Annotated in this window: 22 protein-coding genes and 1 pseudogene; 12 read left to right on the plus strand and 11 right to left on the minus strand. The window is 66.0% G+C overall.

Annotated features, from left to right (window positions below):
- The first annotated feature begins 102 nt into the window (after positions 1 to 102).
- Entirely contained in the window at positions 103 to 882 is a 780-nt protein-coding gene (locus tag C996_RS0103395; RefSeq protein ID WP_018866061.1) for a nuclease-related domain-containing protein, read from the plus strand.
- 35 nt (positions 883 to 917) lie between these two features.
- On the opposite strand, the gene C996_RS0103400 is transcribed toward C996_RS0103395, so the two are convergent.
- Complete coding sequence (locus C996_RS0103400) at positions 918 to 2,036, minus strand: alpha/beta hydrolase (RefSeq protein ID WP_018866062.1); 1,119 nt, start codon at positions 2,034 to 2,036, stop codon at positions 918 to 920.
- Complete coding sequence (locus C996_RS0103405) at positions 2,036 to 3,715, minus strand: diguanylate cyclase (RefSeq protein WP_018866063.1); 1,680 nt, start codon at positions 3,713 to 3,715, stop codon at positions 2,036 to 2,038. The genes C996_RS0103400 and C996_RS0103405 overlap by 1 nt, the downstream gene beginning before the upstream one ends.
- Before the next feature lie 353 nt (positions 3,716 to 4,068).
- Between C996_RS0103405 and C996_RS0103410 the strand changes: the two genes are divergently transcribed.
- From C996_RS0103410 to C996_RS0103425, 4 genes are all read left to right on the plus strand, one after another.
- Positions 4,069 to 4,668, plus strand: a complete 600-nt coding sequence (locus tag C996_RS0103410; protein ID WP_231367127.1) for a hypothetical protein — start codon at positions 4,069 to 4,071, stop codon at positions 4,666 to 4,668.
- Positions 4,669 to 4,729: 61 nt separating this feature from the next.
- A complete protein-coding gene (locus C996_RS0103415; protein WP_018866065.1) occupies positions 4,730 to 5,857 on the plus strand; it encodes a hypothetical protein in 1,128 nt (375 codons plus the stop codon).
- A gap of 35 nt (positions 5,858 to 5,892) precedes the next feature.
- Positions 5,893 to 8,712: an EAL domain-containing protein gene (locus tag C996_RS0103420; RefSeq protein WP_018866066.1), complete on the plus strand. Its 2,820-nt coding sequence runs from the start codon at positions 5,893 to 5,895 to the stop codon at positions 8,710 to 8,712.
- 79 nt (positions 8,713 to 8,791) lie between these two features.
- Complete coding sequence (locus tag C996_RS0103425; RefSeq protein ID WP_018866067.1) at positions 8,792 to 9,535, plus strand: hypothetical protein; 744 nt, start codon at positions 8,792 to 8,794, stop codon at positions 9,533 to 9,535.
- 36 nt (positions 9,536 to 9,571) lie between these two features.
- On the opposite strand, the gene C996_RS0103430 is transcribed toward C996_RS0103425, so the two are convergent.
- Together C996_RS0103430 and C996_RS0103435 are read right to left on the minus strand one after the other, a co-directional pair.
- On the minus strand, positions 9,572 to 10,246 hold the full coding sequence (locus C996_RS0103430; protein ID WP_018866068.1) for a c-type cytochrome: 675 nt from the start codon (positions 10,244 to 10,246) through the stop codon (positions 9,572 to 9,574).
- A gap of 14 nt (positions 10,247 to 10,260) precedes the next feature.
- Entirely contained in the window at positions 10,261 to 10,800 is a 540-nt protein-coding gene (locus tag C996_RS0103435; RefSeq protein ID WP_018866069.1) for an HIT family protein, read from the minus strand.
- Between the two features lie 509 nt (positions 10,801 to 11,309).
- Here C996_RS0103435 and C996_RS0103440 point away from each other — a divergent pair.
- From C996_RS0103440 to C996_RS0103455, 5 genes and pseudogenes are all read left to right on the plus strand, one after another.
- Positions 11,310 to 13,367, plus strand: a complete 2,058-nt coding sequence (locus tag C996_RS0103440) for a sodium-translocating pyrophosphatase (protein ID WP_018866070.1) — start codon at positions 11,310 to 11,312, stop codon at positions 13,365 to 13,367.
- 47 nt (positions 13,368 to 13,414) lie between these two features.
- Positions 13,415 to 13,603, plus strand: coding sequence for a hypothetical protein (locus tag C996_RS0103445; RefSeq protein WP_018866071.1), 189 nt, complete (start codon positions 13,415 to 13,417; stop codon positions 13,601 to 13,603).
- A gap of 105 nt (positions 13,604 to 13,708) precedes the next feature.
- Positions 13,709 to 13,902, plus strand: a pseudogene (locus C996_RS14840) (hypothetical protein).
- Between the two features lie 39 nt (positions 13,903 to 13,941).
- Positions 13,942 to 14,421 (plus strand): VOC family protein, encoded by a 480-nt coding sequence (locus C996_RS0103450; RefSeq protein WP_018866072.1) that lies wholly within the window; start codon positions 13,942 to 13,944, stop codon positions 14,419 to 14,421.
- Between the two features lies 1 nt (position 14,422).
- Entirely contained in the window at positions 14,423 to 14,887 is a 465-nt protein-coding gene (locus C996_RS0103455) for an SRPBCC family protein (RefSeq protein WP_018866073.1), read from the plus strand.
- A gap of 23 nt (positions 14,888 to 14,910) precedes the next feature.
- On the opposite strand, the gene C996_RS0103460 is transcribed toward C996_RS0103455, so the two are convergent.
- From C996_RS0103460 to C996_RS14480, 5 genes are all read right to left on the minus strand, one after another.
- Positions 14,911 to 15,384 carry an SgcJ/EcaC family oxidoreductase gene (locus C996_RS0103460; RefSeq protein WP_018866074.1) on the minus strand — a complete coding sequence of 158 codons (474 nt, stop codon included), beginning with the start codon at positions 15,382 to 15,384 and terminating at the stop codon, positions 14,911 to 14,913.
- A 101-nt stretch (positions 15,385 to 15,485) separates the two neighbouring features.
- Positions 15,486 to 17,018, minus strand: a complete 1,533-nt coding sequence (locus tag C996_RS0103465; RefSeq protein WP_018866075.1) for an L-lactate permease — start codon at positions 17,016 to 17,018, stop codon at positions 15,486 to 15,488.
- A 374-nt stretch (positions 17,019 to 17,392) separates the two neighbouring features.
- Positions 17,393 to 17,746, minus strand: coding sequence for a hypothetical protein (locus C996_RS0103470; RefSeq protein WP_018866076.1), 354 nt, complete (start codon positions 17,744 to 17,746; stop codon positions 17,393 to 17,395).
- A 639-nt stretch (positions 17,747 to 18,385) separates the two neighbouring features.
- Positions 18,386 to 19,042 carry an MOSC domain-containing protein gene (locus C996_RS0103475; RefSeq protein ID WP_018866077.1) on the minus strand — a complete coding sequence of 219 codons (657 nt, stop codon included), beginning with the start codon at positions 19,040 to 19,042 and terminating at the stop codon, positions 18,386 to 18,388.
- Between the two features lie 72 nt (positions 19,043 to 19,114).
- Entirely contained in the window at positions 19,115 to 19,276 is a 162-nt protein-coding gene (locus C996_RS14480; protein WP_155985231.1) for a hypothetical protein, read from the minus strand.
- A 119-nt stretch (positions 19,277 to 19,395) separates the two neighbouring features.
- Between C996_RS14480 and C996_RS0103485 the strand changes: the two genes are divergently transcribed.
- Positions 19,396 to 20,523, plus strand: coding sequence for a site-2 protease family protein (locus tag C996_RS0103485; RefSeq protein WP_018866079.1), 1,128 nt, complete (start codon positions 19,396 to 19,398; stop codon positions 20,521 to 20,523).
- A 155-nt stretch (positions 20,524 to 20,678) separates the two neighbouring features.
- Here the strand turns inward: C996_RS0103485 and C996_RS0103490 are convergent, their stop codons facing one another.
- Positions 20,679 to 21,746: a triacylglycerol lipase gene (locus C996_RS0103490; protein ID WP_018866080.1), complete on the minus strand. Its 1,068-nt coding sequence runs from the start codon at positions 21,744 to 21,746 to the stop codon at positions 20,679 to 20,681.
- A gap of 112 nt (positions 21,747 to 21,858) precedes the next feature.
- Between C996_RS0103490 and C996_RS0103495 the strand changes: the two genes are divergently transcribed.
- Entirely contained in the window at positions 21,859 to 22,554 is a 696-nt protein-coding gene (locus tag C996_RS0103495; RefSeq protein WP_018866081.1) for a DUF4197 domain-containing protein, read from the plus strand.
- On the opposite strand, the gene C996_RS0103500 is transcribed toward C996_RS0103495, so the two are convergent.
- Positions 22,548 to 23,777, minus strand: a complete 1,230-nt coding sequence (locus C996_RS0103500) for a bifunctional diguanylate cyclase/phosphodiesterase (protein WP_018866082.1) — start codon at positions 23,775 to 23,777, stop codon at positions 22,548 to 22,550. The two genes, C996_RS0103495 and C996_RS0103500, sit on opposite strands and share 7 nt — an antisense overlap.
- Positions 23,778 to 23,979 lie beyond the last annotated feature (202 nt).

The raw sequence follows: 23,979 nt of genomic DNA on the forward strand, positions 1-23,979 counted from the left end.
GACAACGGTCTCGACGGGAAGAGCGAAGAGAGGACAGCCGCGATTTCGTTGATCCCGCGCAGTCGGCGATGCGGGATCCCGGTAGCGGAGAAGGAAATCGAGATGGATATCGATCTGGGCGCAGTATTTGTGAACGCGGCTCTGCAGTTCTGGTGGGCCTGGGTACTGGCGGCGCTGGTTGCAATCGCTCGGTTTCCAAAGGTGAAGGGCTGGCTTGGCGAGCTGTGGGTTCGCCTCGTTCTGGCGGTTGGTCTGGGCGGAAAGTCGGGTCGCGTGGTTCACGACGTTATGCTTAAGACCTCGGACGGGACCACACAGGTCGATCATGTGCTGGTGTCGCGGTTCGGGGTGTTCGTCATCGAGACGAAGAATATGCGGGGCTGGATTTTCGGGAGTGAGCGCCAGGCCCAGTGGACACAGAAGATCTACCGCCGGTCGTTCCGTTTCCAGAACCCGTTGCGCCAGAACTATCGCCATGAGCGCGCGGTAGCCGAGGTGCTGGGGGTGGACCCGGAGCAGATTCACTCGGTAGTGGTTTTCGTCGGTGGCAGCACCTTCAAGACACGGATGCCGGACAACGTGGTCCATGGGCTGGGGCTGGTGAGCTACATCCGCTCATTCCGGGATGAGGTGTGGAGCGAAGACGAGGTCCACGCCATGCTCGCAACGCTGAAGAATTGCGACCTCGAGCGTTCGCGCCAGACCCGCAGAGCACACGTGGAGGGTTTGCGTGAGCGACACGCGGCGCCGGCCATTCCGGACTGCCCGAAATGCGGCAGCGCCATGGTAAAGCGCAAGGCCCGTCGGGGTTCCAGTATGGGACAGGAGTTCTGGGGGTGCACGCAGTATCCCGGCTGCCGCGGGACGAAGGCAGTCCAGTAGGCGGTGACCGGGCGAGAAGGTGCCCCTGTCGCAGGTCAGTTGTCCCGCCGAGCCAACAGGTTGGTTACGGCACGGATGAGCTGCCACTGGCCCACCAGGCCCACGCCTCGCGCATCGATGTGGGAGAAGCCATCGATCAGATGCAGGTCGGTCTCGCCGACTGCATGGGCGAGGCGCTCGCTTTCGGTGTGGGGAATCATGTTGTCGTCGCGGCCGTGGATCAGGAGCGCCCCGCTGGAAAGGTGCGAGAGGTCCCGATGGCTCAGGGATAGCATGTCGATGGCCTCCTGTGCGCTTGCAGGTAGGTCTTCGAGGAGCCCTGGCACGCGTTCCTGGTCATCGTTCCGGATTAACGCCAATAGGCTTCGCCCCTCTTCGCCGAGACCGGCGGCCAGCTCGTCGGTCGGGGCCTCGGGATCGTGCATGCGCCGCCAGGCAATTTCGTCGAGGATCTCGCGGTCTGCGGGGTCATTAACGATGTGCAGATTGCCGCGCAGGAATAGCCACTTCGCCAGTGGATCGGGAGTCCTGGTTATCCAGCGGTCTGACCCGAGCTCCTGGAAGGCCCCGGTCGTGGCGAAGGTGATGACGTTCTTCGTGTCGTAGTAGCCGCCGATCCCGACCAGGAAGTCGATGCTGGCTTCTCCCTGTGGCGTTAGCGTCGCGAGCGCGGCCAGGCCCACGGCGTAAGAGATTGCCGCGACCCCGACGTCTTGGTCATCCGGCGTGCGCTCTGCCTCCAGACGGGACAACAGGGCAGCGGCATCCGCGATGGCGGCGGCATCCTGGGTGCGGATCCTCAGGGCTTTCGTGCCCTCCAGATCGGGGACCAGCACCAGGAAGCGTGCCCGGGCCAGTGTATTGGCGAGTTGTACCAGGCGGGGGTCGTCCTTGCCCTCTGGCGTAAAGCCCGGCACAAGGACAATACGGGCGCCGACATCCTGCCGGGGATGGTAGAGGTCGGCTTCGATGGCCCCTTCGCTCGTCGTGACCGTAAGCGTTTCGCGCGCGGGTTCGGGGGTGCGGTCCTTCAGCGCGCTCGGTCCGTCACCGGCCTCGATGTCCTGGAGCACCCGCATGGCCTCCCAGTGTTGCACTCCGATGTAGCTGGCAAGGATCACAAGGCCCAGCAACACGGCAGCGATGCGAAGCACTAGTCCTGACCTTCTGGGGATTCTGGTTCACTCATTTGGAAGACGACCCGGTTCCGCCCGGCGTTTTTGGCTTGATACAACGCGGCATCGGCTTGGCGGATGAGGGCGTCCGGGTCAAACCGGCGACCGGCTGATGGGGCCATGCCGATGCCGGCGGTCAGAGTGTGCTCAATGCGGTGGCCCTCGTAATCCGTGGGCGTGTCGGAAAATTCTTTGCGGATCCGCTCGGCCATCAGGCGAACCTGTTCCGGCCCGGGCGCCTCAAGCAGGATGGCAAATTCCTCGCCACCGTAGCGGATGCAGATGTCCTGAGGCCGGGATAACTGCAGCAGGAGATTGCCGAGTCGGGTGAGGATGCGGTCGCCGGCATCATGGCCATAGTGGTCATTGATTGCCTTGAAGTTGTCCAGGTCGATCATGATCAGGAACACCGACAGTTCGCTGGATCGGGGGATTGCCTTTACGCGATCAAATGCCGCGTTGAGTGCGCGGCGGTTGCCCAGCCCGGTGAGCGGGTCCTGGTTGGCGATCTTCAGCGCCTGCAGGCGGTCCCGGTCCCAGTCGATCAACCTTTCTCCCAGAGCGACCAGCAGGAACACGGCTTCTAGCGCGCTAAAGGCCTGGGCGTACGCCAGTGGTGCCATGCCCCATGCAAACAATGAAGTGCCGGCGCTGAACACACTGATCAGCAGGCCCAGACCGTAGAGGCTCCAGGCCACTGTGTACCAGCGGGCATAACGCATGCCGTTCCGGTAGGCGATCGCGCCCAGGATGGGTAGCAATGCGAGTAGAGCCAGGGAGGCGAAGGAGAGGTACAGGACTGGCGTGTAGAAGCCTGCGAACCGCAAGAAGATTCCGGCAACCATGATGCCCTGGGCCGCAAGGATGACCTTGTCGATGCGGGGACAGCAGTATCGAGTCTGGAGAAACAGGCGCGAGAACTGCAGGGCGGTGATGGCGACCGCCAGGAATACGATGTGAAAGCCCTCGTTGTGCCAGAACACGGAATTGGGCCAGAGGTACTGGAAGGCAAAACCGTTCAGCAGCGCCCACATCAGAATGCTGGCCAGCAGGAATGCGGCGTACCACAGGTAAACACCCTGGCGCATGATCAGCGAGAAGGTCCCGGCGATGATGATCAGAGCCGCCAACAGGCCGTAGTAACCACCGTAGATGAGGTACTCGCCCCGTGACTGGCTGTGGAAGTGATCCGCACGGCTCAGGAAGACGTTCAGCGACATGGCGTCGGGCTTCGTGTACTGCAGCCGGAGAAACAGGTCGGTGTAACCATCCGCCGGGGTGGTATGGGGAAACGCGAGTGTCCGGTAGTTGAGCAGGCGCTCCGCGAAGGGCTGCCGGTCACTGAGCAGCACTTTTTCCAGTGGGGCGCCGTTATCGGAGAAATAGACGGCCATTTCATCCAGGTAGCTGGTCTCGTGGTGCAGAACCCAGTGTTGCGGCTGTTCCGCGTCTGCATTGGACAGCCGGACCCGGACCCAGTGGGCCTCTTTTGTGATGCCGCGGTTGATTTGATCACTGGTCAGAGGGCGGAACTGATCGAGCGGCAGTTCAGATGGCTCGTACGCGCGGTCGGTGACCCAGAAGGTCGCCGGTTCGCGCAGCGTCATGCTGCCGAGCTCGCCGATCTCGATCGTCTGTTCGGTGGATGTGGAGGCCAAGGCCGCCGGGGGAACGAGAATCCACAAGACCAGGGAGACCAGGAGGGCCAGGCCAAGCCATTGGCAGGCACTTGCACCTTGAGGCTCGAAACCGGTGGACAGCAGGGGAGGAGGGCGCTTCATTTTCACCGTGTTATGTCGAAGATCATTGCAACGGACCCGAATCGGACTTGGCTTCCATGCAGTCTGCCATTAACGGAACACCGAGTGTCCCGTGTGCGCCCCGCAGACACTGAAGGCAAGATGAAGTACGAAGGTGGATCCGGGCGCGCAGGCGAGTAGATTTCGGTGAGCAGCCCAGTACAATCCGGAGCTTGAGTGTTGCAGTCCTGACAAGCCCGCGAAGGAGACCGATGTTTCGTATCCGGGAAAGTCAGGATCGGCGAGATGCGGCTGATTCACGCCATGGGTCCGGTTCCTCCGGATGCCTGACAGGAAAGGGAGCGCCCATCATCTGTCCTGCTAACCGTAATCTTCCCTCTGCGGGATCTGCTGGTGCGTGCGTCCCTGATCGACGTGGCGCGCTTCGGCTTTTCATCGCGCTTTGGGTGGGTGTCGCTTTCGGCATCGCAGGTCTGTCCAAGGCGGATGATGAAGCGGTATTTGTGGTCGCCCATCCGAGCGTGGCGACCCAGACCCTGACCCGCGACACCACCCGGGCCTTGTTTGGCATGCGCCAGCGCAGCTGGCCGGACGGCGAGATCGCGCGCGTGTTCGTGCTGGGGGACAACGACCCCGTGCATGTGCGCTTTGCGAAGGAAGAGCTCGGGGTATTCCCCCATCAATTACGCCTCGCGTGGGACCGAGCGGTATTTTCCGGCACCGGCCAGGCACCCCGTCGAGTGGGATCTCTGTCGGAGATGCATGAGCGTGTGGGCACCACGCCCGGCGCGGTTGGCTACCTCACAAAGGAGTACCTGGATGAGCGTATCCAAGTCATCGAGATGGAATAAGGTGCGGCCTGCCCTGGGCGGGACCCTGCTACTGATTGCGTCATCGGCGGCTGGCCCGGCGATGGCCGACGAGGGTGCGCTGGGGACCTTGCAGCTGCACGGGTTTCTCAGCCAGGGCTGGGTGACGACAGACTACAACAACTTTTTCGGATCCAGCAGCGACGGCGGCGGCAGCTTCGACTTCACGGAGCTTGGGGCCAACGCCTCCCTAAGGCCCCGCGAAGACTTGCTGCTCTCGGCGCAAGTGCTCAGCCGGCGTGCCGGGGAGATCGGGGATGGTGGTCGGCCGAAACTGGATCATGGTTTGCTCGACTACCAGGCGCTATCCGGGCCCGAGCGAACGGTGGGTGTGCAGCTAGGGCGAGTGAAAAATCCTTTCGGCCTCTACAATCAAACCCGCGATATGCCCTTTACCCGGCCGGGCATCCTTCTGCCTCAATCCATCTATTTTGATCGTGCCCGTTCGTTGGCGCTGGCCTCGGACGGTGGCAAGGCCTATTTCGAGGAGCGGATAGGCGATGCCGGGCTCCTGCGCGGCGAGGTCGGTTTCGGACGGCCTCAGGCCGATGACGATCTACAGGGGGCGCTGCGACTGGATAACGTCCCGGGTTCTATCGAGCCGCGTAACTCGACGATCGCGCAGCTGCTCTACGAGCACGATGGTGGCCGTGTGGTCGCTGGGTTGAGTGCTGCTCAGGTCAAGGCACGCTTTGAGCGCGATGGTGGGCCCGACGGGCAGTTTGCATTCGAGCCCTGGATTCTTTCCCTCCAGTACAACCAGCCCCTGTGGAGCCTGACCGGTGAATATGCGCTGCGTCATTCCAGCATGGAGGGACTAAGCGACCTCGGGGCCGATTTCGATATCACCGGGGAGAGTTGGTATCTGCAGTACTCGCGTCGCTTCAGTGATGACTGGGAATGGTTGATTCGTTACGACAGCCTGGTGGTCGATCGCAGTGACCGTTCCGGACGTGGCTTTGCAGCCGCTACTGGCCTGCCGGCACATGCGCGCTACGCCGAAGACTGGACCGTTGGCTTGCGCTGGCATCCGCACCCGCAGGTCATGCTGGGGGCGGAGTATCACCACATCGAAGGTACGGGCTGGTTGCCATCCGGTGACAATCCCGACCCATCCGAGACCCGGAAGCGCTGGAACATGCTGATGTTGCAGCTCTCCCTGCGTTTTTGAAACCGGCCGGAACGCAATAGAACGGGCACCTGGGGATGACGAAGCCACACACATCGCATTCGCGCATCCGGGTGGGACTCACGGGGCGGCTTATTGTGCTGACCAGTCTGGTGCTGGTCGGTCTGGTAGCGCTGATTACCACGCTGGGCCATGACATCCTGGAAAGCCAGTTCCAGCAGGAGCGCGAGGACAGTCACGCCCGTGAGCAACGCGAGATGCGGCTGGCGCTGGAACGTGCCGAGGACAGCCTGCAGCAATTGGCAGCCGTGGTGGCGGCGGCGCCGGGCTTGTCCCGTGCGCTCGAGCAGCGAGACAAGATACTGGCCGATCAGGTGTTGGCGACCCAATGGCCCACGTTGGAACTGGACGCCGGAGTGGCGCAGGTCCGGGTCTATCTCGAATCGGGGCGTCTGCTCTCCAGCCGAGGTGACGACGACAGCCTGACGCCCGGGCTCGTCGAAGATTGGCTGGATCGGGTCCGCGACACAGAGCGGCCTCACAGCGATCTGCGCTGTGCAGCCGACTGTCTTATCCACAGTCTGGTACCGGTGCTGGTGGATGGGGAAATGGCGGGGACTGTGCTGGTTTCCCGGTCTCTGGCCGATCTCACCCAACAGGTCCGTAACGTGTCCGGCAGTGAGGTTGCCCTGTTATTGCGCAGCGCAGGGCAGCCCGAAACGGGGGATATGCTCCGTCAGGTGCCGGAATGGGGTGGCCATCTCCTGGCGATCACCCGGATAGAACAGACGTTGCCGACCCTGCGCGCCATGGCCGAGGAGGTGGCGTGGTCCTCGCTGTCTCGGGATCCAGTGACGTTCAAGGATGGATCGCGGGTTCTGGAGATCCAGGCGCTCCCGCTTGCGGGCCATGGCGGCACGGATACCGATGTTGAGGGGTACTTGCTGTCCCTCTCGGATATCTCCTCTCAGGTCGCTGCCATCCGGGAGCACACCCGTAACCTGTTCCTCGCCGGGATGACCGGTTGGGTGATCGCGGAGGTCATCGTGTTGCTGATCGTCTGGCCACCGATGCGGCGCCTGTATCGACTGGCTGAGGTGCTGCCGGGGCTGGCCAGCGGTGGCTTCGCGCGAACCCGGGAGGTGATTCCGGAACCGCGCCGGCGGTTTCAGGACGAGATTGATGAACTGGAGACCACGACCCTGGATCTGGCCGATCAGCTGGAGACCCTGGAGGGCACGGTGCAGAACCGGGATCAGCAGCTGGCGGCGCAGATCCAGGCACTGGCGCGCGAGCGCGATTTCATCGGTAGCCTTCTGGACACGGCACGGGTGTTTATCATCAGCCAGGATTCGGACGGGCGGATCACTCTGGTCAATGAATACACGACGACCGTGCTGGAGCATTCCGAGGAGGACTTGATCGGCCGGACGTTTGACGAGGTCCTGCCCATCGGATCTGCCGTCCTGGATGGAGATATCCAGCAGGGGGAGGAAGAACGTTCGTTGCGCACGCCCGGTGGTGAGGAACGGGTGGTCGTTTGGTACCACGCGCCGCTTCCCGGGGATGAGCCGGGCCGGATCTCCGTGGGGCTGGACATCAGCGAACGCAAGGCCGCCGAGGCTCGACTGACCTGGCTGGCCCAGCGCGATCCGCTCACCGAACTCTACAATCGCCGCTACTTCCATGAGGCGCTGGATCAGGCCCTGGCCAAGGGTGCCCATGGCGCCGTCCTGTTGATGGACCTGGATCAGTTCCGGGATGTGAACGAGCTACGGGGCTACCACGCCGGGGACGAGTTGCTGCGCCGAGTGGGCCATACCCTGTACGAGTATCTGGGATACCGCGGCGTAATCGCGCGCCTGGGCGGTGACGAGTTCGCCCTGTTGCTGGAGGGCGCGAGCGACGATCAGGCCATGTACGTAGCGCAGTACGTGGTGAAGCTGCTGGAGGATGTGGACCTCGCCATCGGTGAGCAGCACCATCGGGTGTCGGCCAGCATAGGTATTGCCCGCTTCCCGGAGCACGGCGCTACGCCCGCTGACCTGATGGCAAGCGCCGATGTGGCGATGTATCAGGCGAAAGAGGGAGGGCCTCAACGCTGGCACTTGCTGCACGCGGTGGAAGACGTCAGGGATGAACTGGAGCAGCGGGTCTACTGGGTGGACCAGCTGCACAAGGCGTTGAAGACCAACACCTTTGAGCTGATGGTTCAGCCCATTGTGCGCCTGAGTGACCGCAGCGTGCGTCACTATGAGGTGCTGCTGCGCATGCACGGTGGTGAAGGCGAGTTACTGATGCCGGGACGTTTTATCCCCTTTGCCGAGCGCAGTGGTCAGATCGTGCAGCTGGATCGTTGGGTGCTGCGCGCGGCGCTGCAGTTGTTGGGCAGGATTCAGGACGAAGACATCAGTCTGGCCGTGAACCTCTCCGGGCAGTCATTGCATGACGACTACCTTACGGATTACCTGGCCGAGGAGTTGCGCGCCAGTGGTGCCAACCCACGGCAACTCATCCTGGAAGTGACCGAGACCGCAGCCGTCAGCGACTTTTCCACGGCACGGGGTGTGCTGACCGGCATACGCGCGCTTGGATGCCGCGCGGCACTGGATGACTTTGGGGTGGGGTTCAGCAGTTTCCACTACCTGGGCCAGCTGCCAGTGGACTACATCAAGATCGACGGAAGCTTTACTCGTAGACTCGTGGATGACCATGAAAGTCGGGTCATTGTCCGGGCGATCGCAGATCTTGCGGTTGGCCTTGGCAAGGAGGCGATCGCTGAATTCGTTGATCAGGAGGCGATTATTCCCATTTTGCAGGACTACCGGGTTGCCCTTGGACAGGGGTACCACCTGGGCCAGCCGGTGCCCGCGTCGGAAGTGTTCGGAGACCTCTGAAGACGAGCACCGAGTCAACACCATAAAGAGGACACGCACTATGAGTTCTGCGGATGCAGGTGTGTGTCGTTGGAGGGGGATGCGGGGTCTCGCGAACAGTCGAGAACGCGAGGATGCGCTGGCGGAGCGGTCGGGCGCGGGCGCGTTCTGGCCTGGACGCGGCCGCTCGGTTCGACGCGTCGCGCCCCGGGTCGCCGCCGGTGTGGTAGTCACGTTGCTCGTGATCAGTGGTTGCACGCCGTCGGGGGAGGAAGAGCATCCGTCCGGGTACGGCGAGGCGTCCGTGCAGGCGCCGCTCGACATCCGTGAGGCGTCTGTTCGGACGGCGGAGGGTGCCACGCTCCTTGGCATTGAAGACCTGCCCGGCGATATCCAGGTGGACGCGCAGAACGCCTTCGGTGCGACAACGCGATTCCGGGAGGCCAGGGCATCCCCGGATGATGCCTGGGTAGCGGTGGTCACCAGCGGTGCGGCCCACAGCGCCGGCTGGCTGGTGCGGGCGGACAGCGGCGCGGCGAGCCCGGCGGCGTTTCAGTACGGGGGCCGCGTCACGATCGGGCCCTGGAGCGACGATGGGCGCCATGTGGTGTTCGCGCAGGAAGGACCTGCAGGGAACCGTACCCTGACGGTCGTGGATCGCGAATCGCTGGGCGACTCGGTGGAAGCGAATGCGATCCCAGTGCGTGTTGAGCACCACGGGGAGCTGGATCCGGAGGCGCAACGCTACGAGGCGCTGGGCTGGGTGGAGGGAACTCTTCGGTTCCGCCTCGGCGACGAACCATGGGTGTTTGATCCGGCCTCGGGGGCGGTGGAAGCGGGGTAGTGCCAGGCCGAATGGACAGGTTGCCTCGAGCTCTGGTTACTCGCCGCGGGCCGGCAGGGAGGCGTAGTAGGCCGCGAGTGCCGCCATTTCTTCCTCTTCCAGTTCGCTCACGATGCCCTGCATCAGGCCGGCAAGGGACGTCTCGCGCGCACCGTGGGCATAGGCCTGGAGCTGTGCCATCAGATAGCGGGGCGGGTGGCCGGCCAGCGGCGGCAGGCTGGGGTTCCGTTCGCGTCCTTCGTCCCCATGGCAGGAGGCGCAGGACTGGACGTTGCGTTCCGGCAATCCTGCAAGGGCAATCTCGCGCCCTCGTTCCGCCAGATCGCCCGGCACGTCATGCGGGCCGCCCGCCGGTTCCATCTCCGCGTAGTGCCGGCTGATCGCTTCGATCTCTTCGTCGTTCAGGTGCTGGGCGATCCGCGCCATGGTGGCGTTCGGGCGCAGGCCGTCCCGGTAGGCCTCCAGCTGCTCCACCAGGTATTGCTCCGGCAGCCCCGCCAGGCGCGGGAACGGCGGCTGCGACTGGCCCTGACCCTGTTCGCCATGGCACTGGATGCAGGCGGTCGCCCCGCGGTCGTTGCCTTCCTGGGCAATGCGTGCACCGAGGTCCTCGTCCCCGCTGGCACTGGCCGTCGGCAGACCCAACGATGCCGCGGTCAGTGCGAGCCAGGCGACTGCGCCGAGGGGTTGGTGGAGGCGTGCCACGCGCATGGCATTGGCGTTGTTCAGGCCGTGTCGGTGCGTACGCCCGGGTGGGCATGGCGGTGGTAGTTCGCGCGATCCGGGATGACGTTGCGGATGCCGCCGCGAGGGTCTTCGACGTCGCCCGCGTAGCGCGGCAGCAGGATCACGTGCAGGTGGTCGATGCTGCGCCCGGCCATGCGGCCGTCGTTGTTGCCGACGGTATAGGCATCGGGCGGATTGCCCAGGAAGGGCAGGTCCAGGACGTTGTCGATGTGGTCCTTGGGGCGCTCGCGCAGGTCTTCGCGGACGCGCATGTTGCGGTACAGCTTTTCCAGGTCCGTGGCTTCGATGACCCGGCGCACGCCGTGAAGCGCGTCGAAGTAGTCCGCCTGTTCGGTGTCGTCGAGGTCGAACAGGGAGACCACGTGGCGCCGGGGAATGACGAGTGCGTGCCCGGGGTTGACCGGATTGGTGTCGAACAGGGCGACGAACGAGCGGTTCTCGTAGATCAGCGGGTCGGCCAGGCCGGCGGATACCCGGCAGAAGTAGCAGTTCGGGGTGGCTGGTTGGGCACTGGTCATGGGAAGGCCTGCGAGTAGGGGCTTGCGTCAGTTGGAAAGTGGCGGATTTTACGCGACTTCCACGCTTGCGTGCCCGCGTCCCTGTATGCGGCGAATCGGATACGCGGTGTGGCCGCGGGACGAATCGGGCCCGGTCGTGCGCGAGCAACGCTCTTTGTGAACGGTAATGTCGGCGCAGGTTCCGAAAACCCTGATGGCTGCATGGCTTGACGGCCGGGATCGCACCACGTAAGTTCCCTAGCATTGCAAGGGGTTTTTGCGGTCCGGTCACTGAGTGATCTCCCGGCCGACCCACCATCCCCCGATACGTTTGTCGAGGCTGTACGCCCGCGCCAGCGGCCGCCGCGCGCCTCGACGACCGGTCGCGCGCAGGCACGACCGGGCTGCACAAACCGGATGTCCGGGCCTGACCCGGGCGGTGGCGTCGCGCCTGGCGCGTTCTTCTTGAACGTCGCGGGTGCCCGCTGCGCCGGAGGAGTTTGTGTCACGACGTATCGAAGGGGGAGCTCATGTCCATGCCACTTTCCGGCCTCGTGTTTGCGCTGCTGTGCGGCGTTGTCGCGCTGGTCTACGGTCTGTTGTCCATCCGCTGGGTACTTTCGCGATCGGAGGGTACCGACGAGATGCGGCGGATCGCCCGCGCGATCCAGGAAGGCGCCTCGGCCTACATGAAGCGGCAGTACACGACCATTGCAGTGGTCGGGGTGGTGCTGTTCGTAGGGCTGTGGCTGGTGATCGGCATCGGCTCCGCGGTCGGGTTTCTGATCGGTGCCGTGCTTTCCGGGGCCGCCGGGTTCATTGGCATGCATGTGGCGGTGCGCGCCAATGTGCGCACGGCGGCGGCTGCGAAGTCGAGCCTGGAGGCGGCGATGGATGTGGCCTTCCGCGGGGGCGCGGTGACCGGCCTGCTGGTGGTCGGGCTCGGGCTGCTGGGGGTGGCGGGCTATTTCGCCGTGCTCTGGTGGCTGACACCGGAGGGGGGCGATGTGGGACTTTCGCCCCTGGTCGGGCTGGCCCTGGGCGGTTCGCTGATCTCCATCTTTGCCCGTGTGGGCGGTGGCATCTTCACCAAGGGCGCGGATGTCGGGGCGGACCTGGTGGGCAAGGTCGAGGCCGGTATTCCGGAGGATGACCCGCGGAACCCGGCGGTGATCGCCGACAACGTGGGCGACAACGTGGGCGACTGCGCCGGGATGGCCGCGGACCTGTTCGAGACCTATGCAGTGACCATCATCGCGACGATGATCCTGGGCACGCTGCTGATTCCCGAGCTGGGGCTGATGGCCGCGGTGTATCCGCTGGTGCTGGGTGGCGGCGCGATCCTGGCCTCGATCATCGGTACCTTCGTGGTCAAGGCGCGCGAGGGTTCCGAGATTATCCGGGGGCTCTACAAGGGACTAATCGTCTCGGGGGGGCTGGCTGCCGTGGCATTCCTGCCCATTACCCTGGTGCTGGTTCCGGATACCGCGCTGGCCAACAACATGGGGATCGAGAGCGGGGCCGCGCTGCGCCTGTACGGGGCGGCACTGGTGGGGCTGGTCCTGACCGGCGTCATTATGGTGGCGACGGACTACTACACCTCCACGGTCTTCCGGCCGGTTCGCCATCTGGCCGAGGCCTCCACGACCGGTCACGCGACCAACATCATCGCCGGGCTGGCGCTGTCGATGAAGGCGACCGCCGCGCCGGTGCTGGCGGTGTGCGCCGCCATCCTGGTGGCCTATGCCTTTGGCGGGCTCTACGGCATCGCGATCGCCGCGACCACGATGCTGTCGATGACCGGGATCATCGTGGCGATGGACGCCTACGGTCCGATCACGGACAACGCCGGTGGCATCGCGGAGATGGCCGATCTGCCCTCCGAGGTGCGGGACACCACCGATGCGCTGGATTCGGTGGGCAACACCACGAAGGCCGTGACCAAGGGCTACGCCATCGGTTCGGCGGGCCTGGCGGCACTGGTGCTGTTTGCCGACTACACCCACGAGCTGGTGCATCACACCGGGGGTGGGCACAACTTCGAGCTGAGCAATCCGAACGTGATCGTGGGCCTGTTTATCGGCGGCCTGATCCCGTACCTGTTTGCGTCGATGACCATGGAGTCGGTCGGTCGCGCGGCCTCCGGCATCGTGAACGAGGTGCGGCGCCAGTTCCGCGAGATCAGCGGGATCATGGAGGGCACCACGAAGCCGGACTACACTCGAGCCGTGGATATGCTCACCAGCGCGGCCATCCGCGAAATGATCGTGCCCTCGCTGCTGCCGGTGCTGGTCCCCGTTCTGGTCGGCGTGTTCCTGGGTACCGAGGCCCTCGGGGGGCTGCTGATCGGGACGATCGTGACCGGGCTGTTCGTGGCGATCTCGCAGACCGCGGGCGGCGGCGCCTGGGACAACGCGAAGAAGTACATCGAGGATGGGCATCACGGGGGCAAGGGGTCGGAAGCGCACCATGCCGCAGTGACCGGCGACACGGTCGGCGACCCCTACAAGGACACCTCGGGGCCCGCGATCAACCCGCTCATCAAGGTGCTGAACATCATGGCGCTGCTGCTCGTGCCCGTTCTGTAGGGCCCCGAACCGGAAGGAGAATCGACATGCCGAGAATCCGCGTACAAATGGCCCCGGATCTGGAGTTCAACATGGAACTCGACGTCGAGGGCGTCGACTGTGACAGCCGCGACTGGGACGTCCAGCAGCACAAGGCCGAGATCTACGCCGAGTTCGAGCGGCGGCTGAAGGCGGCCTTCCCCGAGGGGGTGAAGATCCACACCTTCGAGTACGGCCTGGCCTGCAAGCCAGGCTGACCGGGTGGGAGGACACGCGCGCCTGCGTGTCCTCCCGCTGCGCTGCGCAAGCGTGAACCTCGGGGCGGGCGGCCGCGTGTCGTACCGCGCCGATGCGAGGGTGCCGTGCACAGAAGCCGACTGGGCAACCTCGTGATCGACTGCCGGACGCAGGATCTGGCTGCCGAGGCCCGTTTCTGGGCGAGGGCGCTGGGCTACCCGATGCCCGAAGACTTCGATGCCGACAGAATGGCCATCGCTTCTGTGTCGGGAGCCCCTTTCGGGAAGGCTTCGAACAGGGAGCCAATACTTGGGGGTGAGGTCAGAGTCGTTGGCCCGGGCCTTGCGGGAGGTACGTGATGGCAACCATTCGGCACAAGCTCGTTCCGCATCTGTGGTTTGATCATCAGGCTCGGGAGGCGGCCGAGTTCTACGCGTCGGTGTTCGCAAACTCGTGGGTCGAGCGCTCGGTCACCCTGGAGGGGACCCCCTCCGGCGCGGTGGAGGTGGTCACCTTCTTCGTATTGGGGCAGGAGTTCCAGGCGATTAGTGCGGGTCCGCTGTTCCCGTTCAACGAGTCGATCTCGTTCGTGGTCAAGTGCGATACCCAGCAGGAGATCGACGACTACTGGGACAGGCTGACGGCCGATGGCGGGCAGGCGGTGGAATGCGGCTGGCTGAAGGACAAGTTCGGCCTGTTCTGGCAGATCGTCCCCGCGGTGATGGACGAGATGATGCAGCCCGGTGACCCCGAGGCGCTGGCCCGGGTCACGCAGGCATTCCTGCCGATGAAGAAGTTCGACATCGCGGCGCTCGTTCGCGCGTACGAAGGTCGGTGACGTGGACGTCCGCGGGCCGCACCTGGCCGAGGTGGTCCATCTGACGACCTCGATCGCGCGAGCGCCCGAGGACGTGTACGCCTTCGCGTGCGACCTGAGAAACCTGCCGCTATGGGCGGCGGGGCTGGCGCGTTCAAGCGTGCGGCAGGCGGGGGATGCGTGGGTCGTCGACGGCCCCGTGGGCACGGTCACGCTGCGGTTTGCCCCGGCCAACCCGTTCGGGGTGCTGGATCATGAGGTCGAGCTGCCCACCGGCGCGGTGATCCACAACCCCATGCGCGTGCTGCCGAACGGAGCGGGCAGCGAGTTCGTGTTCAGCCTGTTCCGCCAGCCGGGGACGACGGACGAGCAGTTCCGGGCCGATCGCCGCGCGGTGGAAGACGATCTGAAATGTCTGAAGCGGTTGCTGGAAGAGCGCCGGGATCCCCCTGGCCGGGATGTACCCGGTGAGCACGCCAGCCGTTGAGGCGTTCGCGACCGGGGCCCGGTCTACCGGTGCACCGCGGTGTTCTGGCCGAACCGGATCTGCCAGCCGTGGTGTTCGTCGTGTTCGAGCAGGAAGCTCATGTGGGTGTGCAGTTCCCCGTCGCCGTGGTCCGGCAGGCCCTCGGGCATGGATTCGATACCGGAGACCCGGAACCGGGCCTCGGCGAAGGCGGTGTCTTCACTCAGCAGGGTGATGTCCTGGACGTCCACATCCAGGGAGGTGCCGACAAAGGGGCCCTGCAGAAGCTCCGTATGCCGCCGGGCATTGCCGGCGCGGTTCTCGAAGCGCGTGCCGACCAGATTGACCACTCCAGAATCCTCCGCATAGTCGCGCGCCCAGGCCTCGCCGTCCCCGGCCTCCCAGGCGGCCGCCTTGGCCTCCAGGATCTGCTGGATCGTGTCCTCGGCTGCCCAGGCAGGGGATGCCATTACGGCGGCGAGTGGCAGGGCGGCGAGAAGAAGCGGCTTGGCGAACATGCGATCTCCGGGGTGTGGGGTTCCGCCCCCCGGTGTACAGGAGTGTGGCCGGCGACGCCAGCCCCGAGCCACGGGGCCACGGCGCAGGCGCCGGACGGGCGCTACCAGGCGAGGGCGAGCAGGCCCGCGCCGACGCACACCACGATGACCGGGACGATGGTCTCGCGGATCACCTGACCCTCGCGGGCCTGCAGCCCGGCGGCCCCGGCCGCCATGGCGATGTTGTGCAGCGAGATCATGTTGCCCACCCCGGCACCGATCAGTTGCAGCGCCAGCACGGTCGGAATCGCCATGCCCAGGGCGTCGGCGGTATCGGCCTGGAGTTGCGCGAACAACAGGTTGGAGACGGTGGCGCTGCCGGTCATGAACGAGCCCAGGGCGCCGATAAAGGCGCTGAACATCACGAATGTGCCGCCCAGGATCTCCGCCAGTCCCTGGCCCAGGACCTGTGGCATCGACGGCAGGCCGGCCGCGTTGTGGCCGGAGGTCAGCAGGAGCTGGGTGAGGGCGATGATAAAGGCCAGCACGATCGCGGCGACGCGCAGCTTGGTCCAGGTGGCGGCGACGGCCTGGGCCAGCGTGGGGCGGCTCACGCGGAACAGCACCAAGGCGGTGAGCAGGGCAAGACCAAAGTAGAAATACGGGGTGTACAGCGGGGTCAGGCTCTGGCCGAGTTCGATCTCCCGAAACGCCCCGGGCGACCAGCGCACGGACTGCAGGGCCTCGCGCAGGGGCATGATGGTCCGCGACGCGATCAGGGCAACGGCCATTACCGCGAAGGGGACGAAGGCCAGCAGGACGCGTCCGACCGGGGCCTGCTCGACTTCCTCCCGTCGCTCGTGGCCGGGCAGCAGGAAGCCGCGGTGGGCCGCCAGGGCAATGATCGCCATGGCCGCCACGCCCCCGATGATGGACGGCAGCTCAGGCCCCACCAGCCAGGCAACCAGCAGGTACGGGATGCCGAAGGCCAGGGCCGACAGAACGGCGAACGGCACGAATGCGCGGAAGCGCCCGCGTTCCTCGCCCAGGGTGGCGACCCAGACCATGAACAGCGTGACAAACGGCGCCAGAGCGGTGTGGATCACGGCCGTCTGCAGCACCGCGGAGCGGGTGGTTTCCGCATCCAGGCCGAGGCCGGCGAAGCCGATGATCACGGGGGTGCCGGCCGCACCGAAAGGGACGGCGGTGCTGTTGCCGATCAGGGCGATGGCGACGGCCTTTAGCGGCCGCATCCCGAAGTAGACCAGTAGCGGGGCGGCCAGCACCGCGGGGGTGCCAAAACCGGCGATGCCCTCGACGAAGCTGACCAGCCCCCAGCCGAGGAGCATGGCCAGTACCCGGTGGTCGCGCGAGACGCTGGCGATCACCGACTGGATCGCGCTCATGTGCCCCGTACCGATCATCACGTTCAGCACCAGCAGCGCCAGTACGATGATCAGCAGGACCTCCACGAACACGACCGCGGCGTCCAGCAGACTGGCCACCAGCACGGGGCCCGATACCTCCCAGACCAGGACGGCCAGCACGAGTGTGGCGAGATAGGCGAGCGGCGCGGCCTCGAAGGCCGGGCGGCGCAACGGCACCAGCCATGCGAACAGCAGCAGGAAGGGCACCAGCGTAAGCCAGAACAGCACGATCGCTTCTCCCGCGCGACGCGAATGGGATCATGCTACCCCGTCGCCGAGCGCGCATACACATCGGTGCGGTCGGATCGCTATAGAACAGGCACGCGAACCTGCACAGACAAAGGGATATCCGTCATCGGTCACACCGCTTGGAGAACCGGTGGAAATCGTTCGGAGGGGATGCGAGGGGGCGGAGGAAGGTGTTCGGCTCCGGGCCACCAGGACTTGCGTCGGCTCGGGAAAGCCCATGGCGCGTGCCATGGGCAGGAAGGCTCAGGGGGTAAAGGGGATACCCCCGCTGGTTCGATGACCCCGGGCATCGCTCCCCGGGGAGCAGGCAGTACAGGCCGGCCGAAGGGGCCGGCCTGTCGACGGACCTGGTTTCAGTCTTCTTCCTCCTCGGTGTCATTCCCCAGGTCGATGCCACCTTCGGCTTCGGCATCGGTTTCGGCTTCGGCGCCGTCATCACCCATCCGGGTGTCCGCGCCGGCACCTGCGCCCATACCGCCTTCGGCACCCGGGGCCCGACCGTCACCGGTCGCACCGCCGGCCGCGCCACCGGAGGCCTCGGACCCCCGTTCGGAGCCGCCGGCCATTCCGCCACTGGCCTCGGCTCCGGTTTCGGCCGCTCCTTCTGCCGACCCGCCAAGGTCTTGGGCCTGGGCGGCGCCCACGGCGCCGACGGTGAACAGCGAACTCAGTGCGATGGCAATGGCTGTCTTGCGAACGTTCCACATAGTTTTGCTCCTGCGATTTGAACAAAGCACCGCCGGGGTGGCGCCCTGCGGGGGTGCGCCCCGGCTGTGTGCAACCCATGGATAGCGTGGCCGGAAATCGCGTTAAAGCCTGTGCGTCAGGAGTTGACCGCCAGTTCACAGACGTAGGCGGCGCGTTGTGGAGTGGTTCGCGTGCGCACCGGCACGAGCTCTCCGGATTGGCCACGCGATTCGGCCAGTCGCGCAAGTCGGCGATGCGTCGAGCGCAGTGCACAGGGGGCATGTGAGCGGTGAGGGTTGCGCTGTTCTACCCGGGGGATGGCTTGTCGGCAAGTCGGCGGTGGGCGCTGGGGCCTGCCAGGGAAACACCGATCCACGTACACGCTCGCGCTCGAGTCGCTTTTGCGTGCGTTTAATGCGCGGTGACTGCCGTGCAGTCATTCTGCACAAGGGAACCGCAACGCCGTGCGCGCGTGCATTTTTGATCAACAACGGGCGGCCGGGCCCCTTCGTTGATTAAGTTGTGGGGTTGGTGCCCCGGGTTCCCCGATCCTGCGTTGCGCCTCGAATAAATTAGAAACGGGCGGGTAGAACCACTACCCGCGGCATTCCGCGCCTTGCATCGGAAAACCTGGGGGCCAACGCGAGCGTGCAGATTGATCAGTGTTTGCCAAGGCCGCGCAGCTTTCTTCGGGCCTTATCGCGCCAGTTGGCGGCCAGGGCCTCGCAGTCCGCGAGCTGCTCCAGGGGCGTGCGCTGCTTGTGCTGGTAGACCGCCGCCATGGCGCCCGCGATGCTGAGGGTGTCGGGCAGGCGTTCAAGCCGTTCGATGGTGTCGCCCACGCCGAGGGTGCCCGGTTGCAGCACGCGGTAGAACCAGCCACAGCGGCCGGTGTCCTGGACCTCGCGGGCCAGGCCCGGGATGTCGAAGCGTACGTCGAGTTTCCAGCACGGCGTACGGGGCTGGCTGACCTGCACCCGGGCGGTACCGATGCGGTAGATATCGCCGATGTGGACGTTGCGCTCGTCCATGCCGTGGCTGGCGAGGTTCTCGCCAAAGCCGGAGGCGACGAAGCGGGCGGCGTGAGCCGGGTACTGCGCCTGCCAACCGTCGTACCGGTCCAGGCTGTAATGGAGCAGGGCGCGTTCCGGTCCGCCGTGGTTGTCCGGGTCCGCCTGCTCGTCACCGTCCAGGCCCAGGGGCCCCACCGCGAGCGGGCCGGCCACCGGCTGCTTGTCGATGGCGCTGGCGCGGCCTCGGGCGTAATCCGGGGCCACGCGGCCGGTGTAGAGGCCCATGAGTCGGTTGGCGGTCATACGGGTGCAGTTCCGGGCTTGCGCATGGTCGCGACGATACAACAGGTCCGCGTCTGCGTGACGCCTGTTCGCTCAGCGCCCGGCCAGATAGAGCAGCCGCGCGATGAAGGCGATGCCCAGGATGATCCAGCCGATGGGGTAGGGCAGCACGCCGGAGAAGAACGCGGTCAGGCTGGCGACGAGCAGGGCGCCGATGATAAGCAGGGGGATATCCATGGCATTGAGAGCACTCACGGCGGTGGATGTTCCGCAAGCCCCGTGCCCGCCGACAGCCAAGTGCGCCGCGCCATAATACGGACCACGTCGGTACCGCTGATGGTATCGGAGAGCCTGGCGCCGCAAGGAGTTGCTGCATGTTCAAGACCGTCCTGATCCTTGGCCATATCCGCGGGATTCGTATCCAGCTCCACATCAGCTGGGTATTCATTCTGGTCCTGCTGGTGGCCAGCATGAGCACGGGCTTTCACCATCAATACCCGGACTGGAGTCTGGCCATGGCGGCCGCCACCGCGCTGGTGACGGCCCTGCTGTTCTTTGCATCCATCCTGGCCCATGAACTGGGGCACAGCATCGTCGCGCTGCGGCGCGGGGTACCGGTGGAGTCCATCACGCTGTTCATCTTCGGCGGCGTGGCGCAGATGGAGCGGGATCCGGAGCGGGCCGAGGACGAGTTCTGGATCGCCATTGCCGGGCCCGCGGTGAGCGTGGCACTGGCGCTCGCTTTCGCCGCGCTCGCGCGGGCCACCGCGGACGGGTACGAGCCGATCCCGGTGGCCCTTGGCTGGCTCGCGCTGATCAACCTGGTCGTGGCGATCTTCAACCTGATCCCCGGGTTTCCGCTGGATGGCGGGCGGGTGTTCCGCGCGGTGATCTGGAAGCTCACGGGTGATGCGCGCCGCGCCATCGAGGCGGCCGTGTGGGGCGGGCGCGTAGTGGCGTTCCTGCTGTTTGGCTTCGCCTTCTGGAACCTGGTGGTGATCGGCAACCTGATCGGTGGGCTGTGGATGATGCTGATCGCCTGGTTCCTGCTGACCATGGCCGAGGGCCAGGGCCGAATGTTCGATATGCGGGAACGCCTGGCCGATGTGCGCGCGCGGGACCTGGCCAGCCCGGATCCGCCCTGCGTGCGCCCGGAGACCACCATCGACGACTGGATTCACCACGATGTGCTGCCGGGCGGGCGCCGGGCCTTTCTGGTGGGTACGCCGGAGCGGGTGCAGGGCCTGGTGAGCCTCAGCGACAGCCGCAAGCTGCCGCGCGAGCAGTGGGCCGTGCGCCGGGTCGACGAGATCATGACCCCGGTGGAGTCGCTGAGCCGGGTGGCGCCAGACACGCAGGCCGAGGCGATCCTGCGCATGATGAGCGAGCGCAACCTCAACCAGGTCCCGGTGATGGAGGCCTCCGGGCGCGCGATCGGCTGGATCGAACGCCAGCAACTGCTGCGCACCATCGAGATTCACATGGATCTGCAGCGGCCATAGGCGGGTCGTTCAGGGTGGCGGCGAGCGGGGCTTTTCGGGCGTACGTCGGTCGCGATGCTGGCAAAGCCCCGGTTGGTTCCGTCGGTCCGTCGTTCCGTTGTTGCGCCAGGCCTGAACGGGCCGGCCGGGACCGCTCGCGGTTGCCGTGGCTTCGGTCAGTCGGAGGCGGGGCGGGCGCGCCACCGGTCGAGGATGTCGAGGATCGGGTCGATGGCGGGGGGCTCGTCCGTCAGCGGGCCGGGGACCAGCAGCCCCCGGTGCGAGGCCTCAAGAATCAGGGGCTCCGGGTGTCCCTCCAGGCTCAGTGACTCCAGCGGTACGACGCCGTCGCCCAGTTCCTCGTCGGTCTGCTCCCACCATTCGCTGATGCGTCCGGCCACCGCCTCCAGATCGATCTGCTCGTCCAGCGCGGCGAGGCTCTCGCGCATGGCGGGGGTGGGTTCGGGGAGCTTGCCACCGATGATGCGGACCGGGATCGCCTCGGGCCAGGGGCGGGCATTCAGTTCGGCCAGGAAGGGGCTGTCGGGACGCAGGTCGATCTTGGCGGCGCCGGTGCCGTCGCGCAGTCCGGCGAACAGCGAGAAGCGCTGCTCCTGGAGGTCGGCCAGCCACTCGCGTACCTCCAGCCAGACCCGCAGCCGTGCCCATTCGGAGCCGTGGTTGGGGGTGGCGACGAGGATGACACCGGCCACTGGCCGCCCCCCGACCCGGGGCGGCTTGCCCTCGGGGTGCCGGTAGCGCGTCACGAAATCGCGGATCACCAGGCCACCCATGCTGTGACCGATCAGGATCAGCGGGGCATCGCCCTCGAGTTGCCCCCAGTGTTCCGCCAGGAGGTCCGTGCTGTGGTCGATGGCCTGGTCGTTGGGGTAGCGGAACTCCCAGCCGTTGAGGCCGGCTTCGTCCAGCGCCGGCGCGAGCGTATCCCAGATATCGCCAGGCTCGTCCAGCCCGTGCAGGAGCAAGACGTCCGGCGGGTGGTCCTCGGCGAAGCGCTCGGATCGGGGAATGAATCCGAGCAGCTCGTCGGGAAGCTCCATGGCCTCCGGAAACCACTCGCTCAGGCGGTCCTGCACCTCCACGCGCAGTTCGCGCTCCTGCTCCGGGTTGTGTTCGGCCCAGCCGACCCAGATCGCCAGCGCGAGCAGGGGCAGGCCCACCAGGATCAGGAAGGCCGCGAGGCGCCGGCGGCGCCGGGACGAATCGGGACGGGGGGCGTTCATGTGTTCACCATCGGACAAGCGGGCCTGCGCGGCAAGGGGTGTCGCGGGGTATGGACCGGAGGGTTTTCCACCCTGTGTATCATGACGGGACTCCCGTTATGGATCACCTGTTATGCGCCGCGCTTACCTGCTCCCCTGGCTCCTTCTGCCCTTCCTGCTGACGGCCTGCGCGGGACTGGACGTACGCGATTTCGGGCTGGACGGGGGCGGGGGTGATCGAGCCGAAGAGGCGATCCGCGAGGCCCTGCGCGTCGGGACCGAGCGCACGGTGGAGCGCACCGGCCGCGAGGACGGCTACTGGGGGAATGCGCTGATCCGCATCGGCTTGCCACAGGAGCTGGAGCAGGCCGGGGATGTGCTGCGACGCGTCGGGTTCGCGCGCGAAGTGGAGGACCTGGAGCGGCGCATGAACCGGGCGGCGGAGTCCGCGGCACGGGAGGCGGTGCCGGTGTTTGTCGACGCCATCCGCGGGATGCGTCCCGAAGACGTTCAGGGCGTGCTGCGGGGTGCCGATGATGCCGCCACGCAGTACCTGCGCGGGGCGTCGGAGTCCACCCTGCGCGAGCGCTACATGCCCATTGTCCGGGAGCAGATGGAGCGGGCGGATGTGTATCGCGTGTACCAGCCGCTGCGGGATGCGGCGGGACGCATTCCCGGCCTGGAGGCGCTGGACGTGGATCTGGACCGCTACGTGACCGATCACGCCCTGGACGGGTTGTTCACCATCTTGGCCGATGAGGAGCGCCGTATCCGCGAGGACCCGGCGGCACGCACCACCCAGTTGCTGCGGGAGTACTTCGGTCAGTAGTGAACCGCGTGGAGCGCCCCGGTGCGGGGTTCGTCGGAGAGCAGCAGCGCCGGGATCTCCTTGGCCAGTAGCGGGCGGGCGAAGTAGTAGCCCTGGACGCAGTCGAATCGCAGTTGGCGGCCGATCTCCAGTTGCTCCCGGGTCTCCACCCCTTCGGCGATCGTGCGCAGACCCAGGGAGTCGGCCAGCAGGACGATGCCCCGCGACAGGTCCCGCGCGGACGGATCCAGACCCAGTCCGGAAATGAGCTGGCGGTCGATCTTGAGGATGTCGATGGGGAAGCGATTGAGGTAGGCGAGGGACGAATAGCCGGTTCCGAAGTCGTCGATGGCCAGCGGGACACCCAGCGACTTGAACTGGTGCAGGGTGTCGGTGGCATTGTCCATGGCCAGCACGGTTTCCGTCAGTTCGATGTGGAGCAGCTCCGGCGGGAGTTGATGCCGCTCTAGCGCGGCCGCGACGTGGGCCGCCATTTCGGGTCGCACGATGTCGTGCGCCGAGAGATTGATCGCGACGTACCAGGGTGGGTGGCCATGCTCGGTGGCCTGGGCCCTCCATTCAGCGGCCTGGCGGCAGCCCTCGTTCAGCACCCGGTCGCTGATGTCGTGGATCAGCGAGGAGTCCTCCGCTACATCCAGAAAGTCGGCGGGGGCGAGTTCACCGCGAATGGGGTGCTGCCAGCGGATCAGAGCCTCGACGCCGACGTGGCGTTCCAGTTCCAGGGAGTAGATCGGCTGGTAGCGCAGGAAGAACTCGTTGTGCCGAAGCCCGCGTCGGATATCGAATTCCTGGCGCATCCGCCGCAATTCCTCGGTGACCGGATGCAACGCCGGGATGACCAGCCAGGCCATCAGTTGTCCGATGCCGATGAAGAAGCCGGTGCGCGTCAGCCAGCGCTCGGTCTCCTGGGCGGTGCCGGCCGCGACATCCACCGGCGTCAGGGGGCCGGCCAGCACGCCGGCGACCAGGGCCACGACCAGCGCGGTGCTGGCGCCGAAGCGCGCTGCGGCGAACAGGATGGGAACGTAATAGAAATGCGGGACGATACTGTCGGCCCCGCCCGCGGTGTAGACGATCAGCCAGGAAAGGATCAGCCCACCGAGGATCAGCGCACTCGCGGTGACAAACGACATGCCGACCCAGGCGCGCAGGGTCGTGCGGGCGAGGTGGTCGGAATACCGAAGGCCGCCGGCTGAGGGGGGAGCCGATTCGAACCTGGACATCGCGCACTTCCTTTGGCCGATCCCGGGCCGGTTGCTGCAGTGCGGGCCGCCTCATTGCGGGGCGCGGCTCTCGGCCGCGATCCGGAATGTACGAGATCGCGACCTATTTCCCGAGTGTAGTCCATGCGCGGGAAAACGCCGGCCGGCGTCCGCCATGGCCCGGGCCTCTTGCCGGCTGGGTCGCGCGGGGATCCGGGTGTCC

This window comes from Thioalkalivibrio sp. ALE25 (assembly GCF_000377285.1).
In the GTDB taxonomy this organism is placed as follows: Bacteria; Pseudomonadota; Gammaproteobacteria; order Ectothiorhodospirales; family Ectothiorhodospiraceae; genus Thioalkalivibrio.

What these genes read in the sequence shown, in the direction of transcription:
- C996_RS0103430 (WP_018866068.1), bottom strand. Translation starts at nt 10,246, where the DNA reads ATGCGCGTGGCACGCCTCCACCAACCCCTCGGCGCAGTCGCCTGGCTC.
- C996_RS0103415 (WP_018866065.1), top strand. Translation starts at nt 4,730, where the DNA reads ATGGCCGACGAGGGTGCGCTGGGGACCTTGCAGCTGCACGGGTTTCTC.
- C996_RS0103450 (WP_018866072.1), top strand. Translation starts at nt 13,942, where the DNA reads ATGGCAACCATTCGGCACAAGCTCGTTCCGCATCTGTGGTTTGATCAT.
- C996_RS0103395 (WP_018866061.1), top strand. Translation starts at nt 103, where the DNA reads ATGGATATCGATCTGGGCGCAGTATTTGTGAACGCGGCTCTGCAGTTC.
- C996_RS0103495 (WP_018866081.1), top strand. Translation starts at nt 21,859, where the DNA reads ATGCGCCGCGCTTACCTGCTCCCCTGGCTCCTTCTGCCCTTCCTGCTG.
- C996_RS0103445 (WP_018866071.1), top strand. Translation starts at nt 13,415, where the DNA reads ATGGCCCCGGATCTGGAGTTCAACATGGAACTCGACGTCGAGGGCGTC.
- C996_RS0103425 (WP_018866067.1), top strand. Translation starts at nt 8,792, where the DNA reads ATGCGGGGTCTCGCGAACAGTCGAGAACGCGAGGATGCGCTGGCGGAG.
- C996_RS0103420 (WP_018866066.1), top strand. Translation starts at nt 5,893, where the DNA reads ATGACGAAGCCACACACATCGCATTCGCGCATCCGGGTGGGACTCACG.
- C996_RS0103500 (WP_018866082.1), bottom strand. Translation starts at nt 23,777, where the DNA reads ATGTCCAGGTTCGAATCGGCTCCCCCCTCAGCCGGCGGCCTTCGGTAT.
- C996_RS0103475 (WP_018866077.1), bottom strand. Translation starts at nt 19,042, where the DNA reads ATGACCGCCAACCGACTCATGGGCCTCTACACCGGCCGCGTGGCCCCG.
- C996_RS0103435 (WP_018866069.1), bottom strand. Translation starts at nt 10,800, where the DNA reads ATGACCAGTGCCCAACCAGCCACCCCGAACTGCTACTTCTGCCGGGTA.
- C996_RS0103485 (WP_018866079.1), top strand. Translation starts at nt 19,396, where the DNA reads ATGTTCAAGACCGTCCTGATCCTTGGCCATATCCGCGGGATTCGTATC.
- C996_RS0103460 (WP_018866074.1), bottom strand. Translation starts at nt 15,384, where the DNA reads ATGTTCGCCAAGCCGCTTCTTCTCGCCGCCCTGCCACTCGCCGCCGTA.
- C996_RS0103470 (WP_018866076.1), bottom strand. Translation starts at nt 17,746, where the DNA reads ATGTGGAACGTTCGCAAGACAGCCATTGCCATCGCACTGAGTTCGCTG.
- C996_RS0103410 (WP_231367127.1), top strand. Translation starts at nt 4,069, where the DNA reads ATGTTTCGTATCCGGGAAAGTCAGGATCGGCGAGATGCGGCTGATTCA.
- C996_RS0103440 (WP_018866070.1), top strand. Translation starts at nt 11,310, where the DNA reads ATGTCCATGCCACTTTCCGGCCTCGTGTTTGCGCTGCTGTGCGGCGTT.
- C996_RS0103490 (WP_018866080.1), bottom strand. Translation starts at nt 21,746, where the DNA reads ATGAACGCCCCCCGTCCCGATTCGTCCCGGCGCCGCCGGCGCCTCGCG.